This is a genomic window from Gelidibacter gilvus (assembly GCF_004115975.1).
GTDB lineage: Bacteria > Bacteroidota > Bacteroidia > Flavobacteriales > Flavobacteriaceae > Gelidibacter > Gelidibacter gilvus.
Genome location: NZ_SDDZ01000012.1, coordinates 22,355 through 36,569 on the forward strand (window position 1 = coordinate 22,355; position 14,215 = coordinate 36,569).

Genomic DNA, 14,215 nt, shown 5'->3' on the forward strand with positions numbered 1-14,215 from the left:
AAATTTTATTGCTATTTCGTTTTTTTTGAGGGTTACCTTTTCAAGATTAAGCTATTAAGTAGAACTAATAATCTTTAAAAGAAACTCACTATGAAAACTTTATTAAAAAAAACAGCATCAAACCAAGTTAATCTCATTTTAGAATCCATAATAAATTGGGATGCCAATGGCATCCTTAATTTGTTAAATGATGATAAGACTTACCAAGACCTAACTCCCAAAGAATTTGTTTTAACAATCGTAACAGAGTTTATGTTTTTTAAGCGTGCTGGCGATACTCAATTATCATTGACCACGAATTTGTGTCATGGCTGTAATTGCAGACAACCTATGTTTGTCTTTAAAGGAAATAAAAGTGGCAGAGAATACGCGCTTTACTTCGAATTTGATGACAACGAGATTTTGGATATTTATAAATGTAATTGGTACGGAAACATATCATTTGACGAAATTTCTTTTGAAGAAAAAGATAATTTAAGGGTTACCTTTTAATAGAATCGCTATTAACGGATAAATAAGTATAACTTTTAAACTAAATCAAAATGAAAAACGTTCATAACATTTTATCAGCCTTAGCAATTTTACTTGCTTTCACATTTTCAAATGCCCAATCTACCTATACCGTTGGAAGTACGGAATATGTTTATGGAGAATATTACAGTACAACCGGAAAACCTAAAGTAGTACGAAGCTCATCAAATAAGAAGTATTTTTTGAAATCAAGAGGATACGAAAGCACTCCTTACGGTTATGAGGTTGACCACATTATTCCATTGTCACAAGGTGGAAGTGATGACCCATCTAATATGCAATTATTAACAGTTAGTCAGCATCAAAAGAAAACCGCCAGAGAAAGAACGCAAGTTGCACAAACAAACACATACAACGTTTATAAGGTTAATTCTCCCGCTTATTATTCAACACCGACGGTCAAGCCAGAAAAGATTCAATATTCAACTCCAAGTTATACTACTCCTGTGTATACTTTACCCACATACAATAATTCATCTAGTTCTACTAGAACCATTTATACAGGTTCTCGAGGAGGTCAATACTACATTAATTCTAATGGAAATAAGACGTATGTAAAAAACTAGCTATTCTTAAATTTGGAAAATCAAGTCAGGGTTAAGCAATTTATGTTTAACCCTGATTTAATAAAATTTTCCTATGAAATTTAATAGAAGAACAAAATTCAATATAACACTCACAATAAAAACCCCTACTGCCCAATTAGGATAAATCTTTGCTTTCTTTATAGTGTCTTCGAACCGATATTCAAAATTTTTAACAGCCTTTAAATGAGCTTCCATTTGTTGTTGATGGATTTCTATGGCAGCTTTATATTCCGTCAGATCCATCTTGATTTTCGTTTCTTTCAATTGTGCATTTATTCCTTCCAACTTTTCCAAAGTGTTTTTAAAATCGGTGGTCTCATTGACTAAAAGCGCGGTGAGTTCTTCAAGTTTTGTCATGATCGATACATTTAATAAGAGAGTCCATGTTGTATAGTTTTTTTGATAATAAACTTGGTCAGCTTAAAAGCTAATTTGGGTGCCAGGCCTACTGTATTTCCTGCCAACGTTACCCCAACGGTACTGTTTTTTAAACTCTTGATGCCTTCAAGTTGGCCCATTTGTTTGCCAATATTCCCAATGGACATGTTCCGGTGCACTTCACTGCCCTTTAGATTATGTCCATCAAATTCAAAGCGGAACCCTTGTATATTGTTTTGTTTGTTTATGGTTGGGATGACCTTGACGCCATTGGTCTCCATGGCTTTGATATAGGCATCAAATGATTTCGGTTTTAAATGGGCCATAGCCAGGTCATGTCTGCGCTTGATCTCTGTGCGTATGTCCTTCAGATTGAATTCTTTTTCAAATTGCACTTGCTTAACTGTAGTCAATCCCATTTGTTCTGCCACTTTTTCAGCTGCCAACTGGCTGCGCTTCCCTATAAAACTATCATTGTAAGCCACGCCCCTAAAATCAATCCTATTGACATATAAATGGATGTGCTTATGTTCCTTGTCCTTATGCACAAAGGCGATGGCCTGACGCTCTCCGAGTTTCATTTCGTGGATGAACCTTTTGGTGATGTCCTCTAGTTTGTTTTTGTCCAATTTCCTACCGTCCTCTATCGTGGGGCTGAGGATAAAGGACAGGGTGTTTTTTGTACAGTTATGATTCTGGTCCTGGAGCATTTTAAATTCCTGTGTGATTTCGGCTGGGGAATCGCCATGCAGAAATTCCTTGAGCACGATCTCGGCATCCTTTTCCTGGTTCCACCCATAGGCCATCGATGCCCTGGTGTGTGATATGCTTTTGCCCTTTCCTATCATGATTGAAACTTTTTGAGGTGCGCCTTGATTTCATTGGCCAGGGCATATACCGATTCGGTCAGTTTGGGATTACGTTTTCTGTACATGTTCCCGATGGCCTTAAAGTTATTGTGGTATTTGATCATCATCTTATAAAGTTCGATGTGCTCCTCGCTAAACCGTTCGGTAATGTCCTTATCGAATACGGCACGCCGGATATACGCGCTTAGGCTCAATCCTGAAGACGATGCCTTAATAGTTAAGAGCTTCTTTTCGTAAAGGGAACATCTAAACTTGACCAGATCACTTTTCCCCCTAAACACTCTTTTTTTTTCTTTGCGACCTTCGGGAGCAAACGAGAATGTGGCCACAGACACACATCTCGAATTCCTACCCAGAATAATTCCCATTCCATTGGCATCCATTTCCAGATCCAATTCTACACTTTCAGAATGTTTGAGTAATTGGGCAGGAATCTTTAGATATTGCTGCTGTTCATTATTTCGTTCAATCTCATCCTTTTCTTTCATGGCATAAAAAATCGTTTAAATCCTTGTGGTTTTTATAGGCATCACATTGATCATTTATATGACTATATTTCTTTGTCAAATAAAGTGTTGCATTTTGTCCAGCCGAATCATTATCCAAATAGAGATCGACAATTTCATAATTTGAAATATGTGTTTCAACATTTTCTATAAATGCAATGGAATTTAAAACCATGACATCTGAATCTTTTATTAAAGAGCCATTCATAACGGCCAACGATAATAAATCAAACATCCCTTCCAAGATGATTAGATGCTTGCTGTTTCTTTGGAGATGGGTATATGATTTTGGGCTACTGCTACTCTTAAAAATCCTATTGCGCAGTTCCCATCCATTTTTGTTATTCTGTAAACCAATAGCAAAAAATTGCTTGTCCTTAAAAGTGTACCAAACTTCACTACAATAAGTATTGGCAATCTGTAATGGAATCGCTCTAAAATTCAGGTACTGAATCAATGCCGGATGTTTGATGTTCTGAATTTTAGTGATGGTTATCCCAATGTCATTCGTGTTGAAATGTTGTTGCTGTTGAAAAGAAAAAGAAGACCAATCTTGATTCAAATACGCCAGAGCTTCCTTCACAGAACATTTCAAAATCCTACAGACCAAATCAATCACATTGCCTCCTATTCCTTCACCATGGTCGTACCATCGGTTCATGGTCTTGGAGACTTTAAAAGAGGCTTGGGTTTCTGACCTGAAAGGACTCAGAAACCAAGCTTCTTTTTCCGCTGTCCTTTGGGGAAAGTGCCCGAGTTTTGCCAGCGCCTTTTCGATGGGAAAAGCTCGGGCGCTTTCACAGTTTATTTTTCTTTTCATCAGCTTCTTCTTTTATAACTTAATATTTACCTACCTAGTTACCTATGCCAGTAATCATAAGGCATATAACAAAAGGTAAGTTCCTTTTTATGTTACCTATCTTACCTGTTGAAGTCGTTAGGTAAGATTGAGGTAACTTCTTTTTAAATGATCTTACCTAAATAAACCCAAGCATTCTTTGGGCATTAGATCCATTAGGTAAGTAGGTAGGTTGTTTTATAGTTTTTTTGGTACTTCCAGTTCCCAAGGGCTGTTTTTAAAAATCGCTTTTGCCAAATAACCGTACACTTGTCTTTGGGGATGCTTGACTTTTTGAAAGTTAAATCCCGAGAGTGCCCTTCCAAGATTGATGTGGTTCAACCGCACGTTGAGACAAGACAAGGCAACCATAACATCTGTGGCCGTCACAAAATCTTCAATGTCGTCGGAGCTTTCGTAATACTTGGCAACCATCTCCTGTTCGGAAGTCAGCTTTGTATACCGTTTGTTGCGCTCTTCATTTTCGTTTACATCTTTTGCGGAGAGTTCAGGATTAAAGGTTTTATCAATGTATGCAAGATGGTACGCCTGAGTCCATACGTCCTTTATATTTACTTCATTGGAATAGGAGAAATCGATCACGTCCTTTAGTTCAAAACAAAGCCATCTTACCGATCCTGTTTCATCATTTAGAAACAAGGACATATTGGTGGAACCCATAAACGAACAGATTCTGGGCAATGTGGTGTTTTTCCGATCGTAGGGTAAACGCTCATTAATAAAGGTCTTGGAGAAAAAGGCTTTCAGTGCGTTGACATCATTTTTTGACAGTACGGCCAATTCATCCAGATTGTATAAAAAATTTCGACATAACTGGATCCTGGCATCTTTGTCATTGCTGATGTCCTCGGCCATATATTCTGCAAGTTCCGGTGGGCATAAAAATCGGCACCAAGTAGATTTCCCTGAGCTCTGTCCTTTATGGCTTATGATAAGCGCCTGTTTATTGAAGTAACCAGGTTCCAAGGCACACTTTATGGATCTTACCAACCATTTTTTAAAGTGATACAGAAAGACCTCAGGTTCGTAGATGGGCAAATAGGACGCTAATTTTGAAATATGGTCCACTCCGTCCCACTTGGGTAACGACTTAAAATACTCCTGAATGGGATTGTGTTTTTTAATAAGTTCGGACTTTATGAGTATTTCAAGCTTGGCAGGATTTATCTCAACACCTGCTTTGTTCAGTTCGATGATCAAAGAATTCAAATTGATGTAATTCCATTCTTTATGACCTTTTAACGATATCTGAAAATCGTGTGAGATCTCATTATAGAGGATATCATATTTTCCAGATAGATAGTCGATCGCATAATCGAAAATTGTTTTCTTTTTGGGATCCTTAACAATATATAATTGCTGTTTATTTGTTTCCATAGAAGTTAGCTTTAGTGAAATAGTATATTTCGCAGATCAAAAGCGGATATTCCTTATGGCATAGGCCACTGCCTCACTTTCTATGTCGTGTTGCGATTTTCGCTTGTTTTGAAGTAGCCATTCAACAAGTTTGCGCTTCTCAAAAAAGAGCATCTTGCCGTTGGGTTTGGAGTGTGGAATTTTCCCTGAAGAAGTCAATTTGTAAAGATAGCTTCGGGATATGCCTGTATAATCACAGGCTTCGTTAAAGGTTAAGACCTCTTTGTGGCCTACCAATAGTTTTTCTAAACGATCAAATCGTTCCAATATTAATTGATTGTCCATTTTTAATTGTTTTTAATGATTAAAATGAACAAAAGCGCTTTTGTTTTCCCTTATGGGATGATGGAAATAAAAGTATAAAAAGAGGCTGTTGAAAGGAAACAGAATCGTGCAAAGTTATACACAAAAACTTATGAACGAGCAATTTAGACCAAATGAAACCAAATGAATTGACGAAAATTCAATTTAGCTCTTAATGATATCAAATGGTCATAAATGACACATCATAAAACAATTGGAAAACAGCCTTTTTGGGTGTTATTTTGAGTTATTAACAATGAATGTTAATCACGCTTAGCCTTTATGAAGTTTAAAAACGCAAATATTCTGATTTGGGCACTTTTAAAAATATGGAATACATTGAAACTCGAAAGACGTGAACTCAGAAAATGTAGTATAATAAAAAAAGGAAAATCGCTTTACGCAGAATCTATTCGATATCTTTTTGTTTAGTTCCTCTGAAATTGATGATTTCAATAAATCCTTTTTCAAATTGTATTCTGTAGATAATGTAGTTGTTTTTATCCACCAATCCTTTGTGAACATTTTTATGTTTTCCTGTTGGTGGACAAATTTTGGGATACTTACTAATACGGGTTAAAAGATCTTGTAGATTTTGTTCTAAATTAAGAATTTCAATGGCTGTCCATTCTTCTTCCAAATATTCTATAACCTTATCCAGACCTCTATTTGCTTGAGGTGTCCATTTTATGATTAATGCCATTTATCAAAACGTTTCATAACAGTCTCATTAGCTATATAAATGCCTTCATCTGCCTGATTTAAACCTGTGTTGATTTCTTCTTGTTCCTCTTTAGACATCTCATTCCACCAATCTCCTTGCTCTTCATCAAAGACCTTTTTAAGTTTTGCTAAAAGGCTTTCTTTTTGTGTTTGCAGTAAAAGATGCATCAATTCTAATTTCGTGGCTTCTATATTCATAATCACAACTTTTAGTAATACAAAGGTAATTTAATGTTTTCTATTATGTAAATCGCATCAGCGATATAATAATTGTCATTTATTAAGTTTATGACAACTATTATAAAAATTTTAGCAAGTTCGGCAAACGTTCATAAAACATATTTCCGTTCAACTTTACCCAAACTTGATAGATTCAAAATTCAGATATTCTAATCAAGGGACAAATTTAAGACCGGAATACTGTTTGCCGCTTCCTTCATTTTTGTATCGATTATTTTGGCATAAATCTGTGTGGTTCTTATTTCTCGATGGCCAAGACGTTTGGACACCGTATAAATATCCGCGCCATTCTCTAATAATAGGACCGCATTGGTATGTCTTGCACTATGAAATGTAATATGCTTTGATACGCCTGCACGATTGCACCAGCGCACTATTTCGTTATTATAAACTGCTGAATACTTTAGACCTACAAATACGCGATCATTGGGAGCGCAACGCTCGCCTAACAATTCTCGGGCTTGATCTGAGATATAAAGATATTCCACACCGTCAGTTTTCTTTTGTCTAAAGTTTACCCGGCTTACCCCATCTTCATCACGTACCTCTGACCAAGTCATCGCATTAATATCTGACCATCTTAAACCTGATAAACATGAAAACAAAAAAGCACGTTTTAAAACTTCATATTTACACTCGGTGTTGGCTAAGGTTTGTAACTCTTGAAAAGTCAAATATTCGCGTTGGCTTTCTGCTTGCTCAAAGGACTTTACTTTTGTAGCATAGTTAAGTGCTAAATAGCCTTCGTCAAAAGCAGCTCTAAGGGTCGCTTTAAATTTGTTGAAGTAGGTGTATTTTGAATTTAATGATAACGGCAATTTACTTTTGGTACGCGCTTCTTTGTCGATGTATTTTCGAACTCGGTTAACAAAAGCTTCATCAATATCGTCAAAAGTAATGTTTGGAGATATACAACGCTCAAAGTGTATGAGTGCTGCCGACCAATTCCCATAATTTTTAGGACTATCATAGCGCTCTTCTGCTTTTTCTCGAAAGAATTCTAAAAACCGTCTGATCCCTTTTGAGGTGGTTTTAAGATCAAACTTGCCCTGATAGTATTCTGCTTCCCGAATAGCAAGAATCTTTTTGGCTAAGGCCATAGTTTCCTTGTTCTCTTTTCTTTCAATCGCGTTCTTCGGTTCACTATGCAAATACATTTTCAGATTTTCATAGTCGCGAATGTGTTTTCTTTTACCTTCTGGGGATATCTCTGATCCCTTATAGTACTCTATTAGCAAGCTAATTTTCCCACTTGGCAGTTTCCGTTCTTTTAGTTTTATTTTCATTATGTGGTACGTTTGTACTACATAAATTTAAAATGTAGTACATATGTGGTACCAAAAGTAATACTAAAAGAAATAGAAAGAAAAACTTTAACACTACAACCATCTGTATATCAAGCAAAAGAAGACATTGTGCAAGTATTGGAAACCAATTTTATTTGCCGATGCAAAAATTCGCAAATATATTCCCCAGTAAATCATCATTGGTAATCTCACCTGTTATTTCACCAAAGTGATACAGTGCCTGGCGGATGTCAATGGCCAATAAATCGCCTGAAAGCTCCGAATCCAAGCCGTATTTCACTTTCTGGATTTCTTCGAAAGCTTTTAGGAGCGCATCGTAATGTCTCGTATTGGTCACGATGGTTTCATTGTTTCTGAGTGCACCAGTGTTGATAAGATTAAGCAAGGTATCGGTCAACTGCTCTACTCCAAATCCGGTTTTAGCAGAAATAGGAATGAGGTGCGCCGTGTGCGGTGCAAGGTGGGTTGTAATATTGGCAAGTTCACTATCTGAAATCTGATCGATTTTATTAAGCACAACCAATAGTTGTTTCTGTGGAAATTGGTTCTTTATTTTCTCTATTTCTATGATAAAAGATTGAATCGCATCATTTCCAACGGCCAACTGACCACTGCCGATTAAAAACAACACGACTTGGGCTTGTTCAATCTTTTCAAAAGTTTTCTTGATGCCGATACTCTCGACGATATCTTCAGTCTCACGAATTCCCGCCGTGTCAATAAATCGGAAGCTCATCCCTCCTATCACCATTTCGTCTTCAATGGTATCTCTTGTGGTCCCAGCGATTTCAGATACAATGGCGCGTTCTTCATTGAGTAACGCATTCAATAAGGTGGATTTCCCAACGTTTGGCTCGCCAACAATGGCTACCGGAATTCCGTTTTTGATCACATTTCCAACGGCAAAGGAATCGATCAGGCGTTTTAGCACATGAATGATCCTGTTCACCAATTTATAAAACTCATCACGATTGGCAAATTCGACGTCCTCTTCAGCAAAATCGAGCTCGAGTTCAATCAAGCTGGCGAAATTCAGCAATTCATCACGCAAGTTTTTAATCTCATTACTAAACCCACCCCGCATTTGTTGCATGGCAATTTTATGGGAGGCTTCATTGTCACTTGCTATTAAATCGGCTACGGCTTCCGCCTGACTTAAATCCAATTTCCCATTTAAAAAAGCCCTTAAAGTATATTCTCCAGGGTTCGCCATTCGGCAGCCATTTTTCAAGAACAACTGAATGATTTCCTGTTGGATATAAAGACTTCCGTGACAAGAAATCTCAATCACATCTTCTCCAGTGTACGAATGGGGATTCTTAAATATCGTCACCAAAACCTCATCAATCACTCTTGGATCATCAACAATATGACCTAAATGTACGGTATGCGATTTCTGTTCCGATAGGTCTTTCCCCGAAACCGATTTGAAAAACCGTGAGCCTATAGAAATAGCATCCTTTCCTGAAAGTCGGATGACTGCAATAGCACCACTTCCAGAAGCTGTGGCCAAAGCAACAATAGTATCATTAGCGATCATAACACTTCATTTTCCTGCAAAAATATCGTAAAATTGCCATCTTTAAGAGTAAATGTTAAATTTCTTAAGGTTTGACGAGTGCTCTCCAAACAGTCTAGTCTGTTTTATCTTATTATATTTGTGCACCCATAAAAAATTATTCAAATGAAAAGAGTCCTTAGTGTTTTCATAATCTTCATAGTATTGAACTCCTGTAAATCCGATCCGAAAATGGAATTGGACGGTTATGTTATCAATGGAACAGCTCCTGGTATCCATAATGGCGTCAGGGCCTATTTAAAAACTGTCGATAATCAACGACGTGAAATCATTCAAGATTCGGCCATTATCGTGGATGAAAAGTTCACTTTTAAAGGTGACATAGACTCGCCACAACTTTGGCACTTGACCATTAACAGTTTGAATGGTGGATTGCCTATACTTGTTGAAACTAAAGAAATTACCATTTCAGTAGATCCAAACAATCTGGGAAGTTCCACCATAACGGGCTCAAAAACTAACGATGCCCTAGCCACATATCTGCATGACGTCAAGGAATTGAGCACTAAGCGCAATGCCTTATTTGAAGAAAATAAAGCGCTCGCAAACTCGGAAAACACTTCAGAAAACGCCCGAATTGCCAACGAAATAAAAGATATCAATCAGCAATTGGCAGACTATCCGCAGAATTTCATAAGTGAACATCCCGATAATTATTTTTCGCTGGTTTTGTTAGAATCCTTGGTGGCCTCACCAAATATGGATCTTGATGAAATGGAACGAAAGCTCAACGCCATGTCAACTGAATTAAAATCTTCAGAATACGGTAAACGTATCGCCAGTCAATTGGAAACGAAAAAGCTTCAAATGGCGCAGTTTAACGCTTTAGATATTGGCAATATAGCTCCAGATTTTTCCGCACCAGATCCTGACGGAAACCTCCTTGCTTTGAGCAGTATTAGGGGAAAAGTGACCATTATTGATTTTTGGGCGTCATGGTGTGGCCCTTGCCGAAAGGAAAACCCGAATGTGGTTAAAGTTTATCAAAAATATCACGATAAAGGATTGGAAATTATCAACGTATCCTTGGACAGACCCGGCCATAAAGACCGATGGCTAAAAGCGATTAAAGACGATAATTTAACCTGGCACCACGTCTCAAACCTTAATTATTTTAATGATCCAATTGCCAAACTGTACCATATCAATGCCATTCCGGCCACCTATATCTTAGATGAGTCCGGAACAATTGTTGCCAAAAACCTGAGAGGTGCTGCCCTAGATGCCAAGATTGGAGAGCTTTTAAACTAAAATGGAATAAGATTGCGGTTTTTATTACCTACGTGGTACTTATAATTTTCCCGTTTTATGCATCACAAACAACACTACAATAGGGATGGCCAGCAAACCAACCATCAGTAAGTCCGTTTTAAATAGCGAAGGGTAAAGGATCAAGGTGGCTACAAATCCACCAATGGCACCACCAAAATGCGCATCATGCCCAATATTTCCCAATTGTTTCTTCATGCCGTAAATGGAATAAATGAGGTACAAGATTCCAAAAACGTAGGCAGGTATTGGTAACGGAATAAACAAAATGCCCAACTGCATATTGGGTTGCAATAAGATGGCAGAATAAAGGATTCCAGTAACGGCCCCACTCGCTCCTACAGCACTGTAATGAAATTCATCTTTGTGGAAATAGAGCGATAGCAAATTCCCTAAAATCAAACTTGCAATATAAATGATCAAAAAATGAACCGTTCCTAAATAGAGAATCACTACCGGAGCAAAAAAGTAAAGGGTAAACATGTTGAAGAAAAGATGCATCGTGTCTACATGCAAAAATCCGGAACTGAAAATCCTGATTTTTTCACCGCGCCTAATTCCGCCAACGTTAAATTTATAGCGTTCAAAAAAACCGCGATCGCTAAATCCTTTAAACGAAATAATTACATTCGCTGCAATCACTACAATGGTTACCAAATCTAAATTACCCATAAACTCCAAACGTATTATTTATATTAAAGCATATCTTTGCAGGTGCAAATCTAATATTAAAAAATGCAATTTCTTGTTTACATCTTAGTTTATCCACTTATTTGGCTGATATCAATCCTCCCATTTCGATTGCTTTATGCTTTTTCTGATGGTCTTTATATTATTATCTACAAACTTGTGGGCTATCGAAAAAAAGTAGTCCAGGATAATTTAAGGTTGGTTTTTCCTGAGAAACCAGAAGCTGAAATCAATGACATTACCGAGAAATTTTACCATCATTTTTGTGATATGATGCTGGAAGCCATCAAATCCCTGACTATTTCTGAGGAATCGATGAGAAAACGTTTCAAGTTTGCCAATGTCGAACTTCTAAATGAACTGGGTGAGCAAAACCGAAGCATCGTTTTGATGTGCGCTCATTACGGAAGTTGGGAATGGATCTTCATTCTTCAAAAATACGTGACGCACAAAGGTTACGCGGTGTACAGCCGTTTGGGAAATAAATATTTTGATGCACTAGTAAAACGTATTCGTGCCAAATGGGACAGTACCTTAATCACCACAAAAGAGACCATTCCTACTCTGACCAAATCAAAACAAGAAGGCGAGCTGACCATCAACGGATTTGTTTCAGATCAAACCCCTATGATCTCCAGAGCATTTCACTGGAATGAATTTATGGGCATCAAAGTCCCCATCCATACCGGTGCTGAGATGTTGGCAAAACGATTGGACATGTCCGTGGTGTTCTTTAGGGTGAAACGTATTAAACGCGGGTATTACGAGACGACGTTTGAAACGCTTGCCTTAAACCCAAATGATTATCCAAATTACGAAATCTCGGATATGTTTACCGAAAAAGTCGAAAAACAAATCCGTGAAGCGCCTCAATATTACCTATGGACGCACAGACGTTGGAAACATAGGGATAAAGTACCTGCGGAATTTCTTTAATAAGACTATAAAAGGACTATAGACCGCTTTGCTAATAGATTTTAGACACTAGATAGTCTTTACATACGTTCGCAAGAAGCACACAGTTTCTATCTCAAATTATTGGATTAAAAAAGGTATAATGGATTTGAATTTCTTGCGATAGGCATACGGGAAATACTATTTCACAGAGTTACACAGAGGAGACACAGAGTTACCCAAAGAACGATGATATCAAAAAAATAAGTGAGAGTGAGAATCAGAATGATTAACATCACCAATCTGAGCGTACCGGCAGGTCAGCGTTCCATCTGAAATTCTAAAAGTGTAGTTCGTGAAAATTAGCCTCCAAAAATAAATCAGCGAAAATCAGCTCCATCCACGTGACCCGCCTGAACGAACGGGCAGGTCAGCGTTTTATCTGAAAATTAAAAAGTGTAGTTCGTGAAAATTAGCCTCCAAAAATAAATCAGCGAAAATCAGCTTCATCCGCGTTCTCAGCGTTTTCAGCGTTCCATCACATTTCAAACCAGTCATCAACTGGAAGTTCATACTTATCTTCCAATAGGTTAGATTTATGTACAAACTCATTGGTTGCAGGAATATATTGGTATTCCTTAGCCCAGGTCTTATGATGTTTGGCAAGCTCTTTTAAACTATCACAAACATAAATGGTTTCCTCAGTGGTGGTGGTCGGATGAATGGACATTCTTATCCAACCTGGTTTACGGGTCAATTCACCTAACGAAATCTCGTGGGTCAAAGCATTGGAAGTCTCCATATCCACATGCAACAAGAAGTGCCCATAAGTACCTGCACAACTACAGCCACCACGGGTTTGGATGCCAAAACGGTCATTTAAAAGTTTGACGCCTAAATTGTAATGCAGCTCATCAATATAAAAAGAAATCACACCCAAACGATCTTGATGCTGACCGGCAAGAATATTGATATTTTCAACAGGATTTAGCTCGGCAAAAATATAATCAATGATTTCATGTTCCCGTTCCAAGATGTTAGCCACACCCATTTGCTCCTTTAGCTTAATTGCCAAGGCTGTTTTAATGGTTTGCAAGAATCCTGGGGTGCCACCATCCTCACGATCTTCAATATTATCAATGTATTTATGTTCTCCCCACGGATTGGTCCAACTTACGGTACCGCCCCCTGGACTATCAGGAATCATGTTTTTGTACAATTTTTTATTGAAGATCAAAACGCCAGAAGTTCCAGGCCCTCCAATAAATTTGTGTGGTGAAAAGAAAATGGCATCCAAAGCTTCGTCTTCATCTTCTGGGTGCATATCAATATCAACATAAGGTGCAGAACACGCAAAGTCAACAAAACACACTCCGCCATTTTGATGCATCACTTTAGCAATCTCATGATAAGGAGTCTGAATCCCGGTAACGTTAGAGCCACCAACAACTGAAGCGATTTTAATGGGACGATCCTTATACTGTTCCAAAAGAACTTTAAAATTAGCCATGCAGAACAGACCATCTTCCCCAGGAGGAATGACCTCTACTTTAGCAATAGTTTCCAGCCACGATGTTTGGTTGGAATGGTGTTCCATATGCGTGATAAAAACTACAGGTTTCATGGCATCTGGAACAATCGTATGTTTTCTCATGTTTTCAGGCACTTTCAAACCCAAAATCCGCTGAAATTTATTAATGGCCTCAGTCATGCCACTGCCACAACAAATCAATACATCATCGTCGTTGCTGTTGACATGGTCTTTTATAATGTGTTTTGCCTTATGATAAGCCTTGGTCATCGCCGTCCCGGAAACGGTTGTCTCCGTATGGGTATTGGCCACATAAGGTCCAAAGACATTCATCAATGTTTCCTCAATAGGTCGGTATAAACGTCCGGAAGCCGTCCAATCCGTATAAACGATTTTCTGTTTTCCATAAGGCGTCATAAATTCTTGATCAATACCAATAATATGTTGCCTGAACTGTTGAAAGTAGCGTTCCAGTTCGGTGGTTTTTTTATTGGATATTTCGGTGGTTATCATGGGATTATATTTAAACGGCA

16 protein-coding genes are annotated in these 14,215 nt (G+C 37.8%); 4 read left to right on the plus strand and 12 right to left on the minus strand.

The window, feature by feature from the left end; translation table 11 throughout:
* Positions 1-90 precede the first annotated feature (90 nt).
* Together ESZ48_RS15380 and ESZ48_RS15385 are read left to right on the plus strand one after the other, a co-directional pair.
* A complete protein-coding gene (locus tag ESZ48_RS15380; protein WP_129018394.1) occupies positions 91-492 on the plus strand; it encodes a hypothetical protein in 402 nt (133 codons plus the stop codon).
* A gap of 50 nt (positions 493-542) precedes the next feature.
* Positions 543-1,097: an HNH endonuclease signature motif containing protein gene (locus tag ESZ48_RS15385; RefSeq protein ID WP_129018395.1), complete on the plus strand. Its 555-nt coding sequence runs from the start codon at positions 543-545 to the stop codon at positions 1,095-1,097.
* A 57-nt stretch (positions 1,098-1,154) separates the two neighbouring features.
* On the opposite strand, the gene ESZ48_RS15390 is transcribed toward ESZ48_RS15385, so the two are convergent.
* The 10 genes from ESZ48_RS15390 to mnmE form a co-directional block, all read right to left on the minus strand.
* A complete protein-coding gene (locus ESZ48_RS15390; protein WP_129018396.1) occupies positions 1,155-1,475 on the minus strand; it encodes a DUF6730 family protein in 321 nt (106 codons plus the stop codon).
* A gap of 11 nt (positions 1,476-1,486) precedes the next feature.
* Positions 1,487-2,344, minus strand: coding sequence for a relaxase/mobilization nuclease domain-containing protein (locus ESZ48_RS15395; RefSeq protein ID WP_129018397.1), 858 nt, complete (start codon positions 2,342-2,344; stop codon positions 1,487-1,489).
* Complete coding sequence (gene mbpA, locus ESZ48_RS19610; protein ID WP_223266478.1) at positions 2,341-2,853, minus strand: mobilization protein MbpA; 513 nt, start codon at positions 2,851-2,853, stop codon at positions 2,341-2,343. Before mbpA ends, ESZ48_RS15395 begins: the two co-directional genes overlap by 4 nt.
* Entirely contained in the window at positions 2,837-3,691 is an 855-nt protein-coding gene (locus ESZ48_RS15405) for a toprim domain-containing protein (RefSeq protein WP_223266479.1), read from the minus strand. The genes mbpA and ESZ48_RS15405 overlap by 17 nt, the downstream gene beginning before the upstream one ends.
* A 216-nt stretch (positions 3,692-3,907) precedes the next feature.
* Positions 3,908-5,107, minus strand: coding sequence for a VapE domain-containing protein (locus ESZ48_RS15410; protein ID WP_129018399.1), 1,200 nt, complete (start codon positions 5,105-5,107; stop codon positions 3,908-3,910).
* 36 nt (positions 5,108-5,143) lie between these two features.
* Positions 5,144-5,431 (minus strand): helix-turn-helix domain-containing protein, encoded by a 288-nt coding sequence (locus ESZ48_RS15415; protein ID WP_129018400.1) that lies wholly within the window; start codon positions 5,429-5,431, stop codon positions 5,144-5,146.
* 427 nt (positions 5,432-5,858) lie between these two features.
* Entirely contained in the window at positions 5,859-6,152 is a 294-nt protein-coding gene (locus tag ESZ48_RS15420; RefSeq protein ID WP_129018401.1) for a type II toxin-antitoxin system RelE/ParE family toxin, read from the minus strand.
* On the minus strand, positions 6,143-6,370 hold the full coding sequence (locus ESZ48_RS15425) for a hypothetical protein (RefSeq protein ID WP_129018402.1): 228 nt from the start codon (positions 6,368-6,370) through the stop codon (positions 6,143-6,145). Before ESZ48_RS15425 ends, ESZ48_RS15420 begins: the two co-directional genes overlap by 10 nt.
* A 191-nt stretch (positions 6,371-6,561) precedes the next feature.
* Positions 6,562-7,698 carry a tyrosine-type recombinase/integrase gene (locus ESZ48_RS15430; protein WP_129018403.1) on the minus strand — a complete coding sequence of 379 codons (1,137 nt, stop codon included), beginning with the start codon at positions 7,696-7,698 and terminating at the stop codon, positions 6,562-6,564.
* A gap of 151 nt (positions 7,699-7,849) precedes the next feature.
* Positions 7,850-9,259, minus strand: a complete 1,410-nt coding sequence (gene mnmE / locus ESZ48_RS15435; RefSeq protein WP_129018404.1) for a tRNA uridine-5-carboxymethylaminomethyl(34) synthesis GTPase MnmE — start codon at positions 9,257-9,259, stop codon at positions 7,850-7,852.
* 144 nt (positions 9,260-9,403) lie between these two features.
* Here mnmE and ESZ48_RS15440 point away from each other — a divergent pair, with 144 nt between their 5' ends.
* Complete coding sequence (locus tag ESZ48_RS15440) at positions 9,404-10,549, plus strand: TlpA disulfide reductase family protein (RefSeq protein ID WP_129018405.1); 1,146 nt, start codon at positions 9,404-9,406, stop codon at positions 10,547-10,549.
* A gap of 39 nt (positions 10,550-10,588) precedes the next feature.
* Here the strand turns inward: ESZ48_RS15440 and ESZ48_RS15445 are convergent, their stop codons facing one another.
* Positions 10,589-11,239 (minus strand): rhomboid family intramembrane serine protease, encoded by a 651-nt coding sequence (locus ESZ48_RS15445; protein WP_129018406.1) that lies wholly within the window; start codon positions 11,237-11,239, stop codon positions 10,589-10,591.
* 63 nt (positions 11,240-11,302) lie between these two features.
* On the opposite strand from ESZ48_RS15445, the gene ESZ48_RS15450 reads away from it, so the two are divergent.
* Positions 11,303-12,193, plus strand: a complete 891-nt coding sequence (locus ESZ48_RS15450; RefSeq protein ID WP_129018407.1) for a lysophospholipid acyltransferase family protein — start codon at positions 11,303-11,305, stop codon at positions 12,191-12,193.
* Between the two features lie 496 nt (positions 12,194-12,689).
* Here ESZ48_RS15450 and ESZ48_RS15455 read toward each other — a convergent pair whose 3' ends face one another.
* Complete coding sequence (locus tag ESZ48_RS15455) at positions 12,690-14,195, minus strand: aminotransferase class V-fold PLP-dependent enzyme (RefSeq protein WP_129018408.1); 1,506 nt, start codon at positions 14,193-14,195, stop codon at positions 12,690-12,692.
* Positions 14,196-14,215 lie beyond the last annotated feature (20 nt).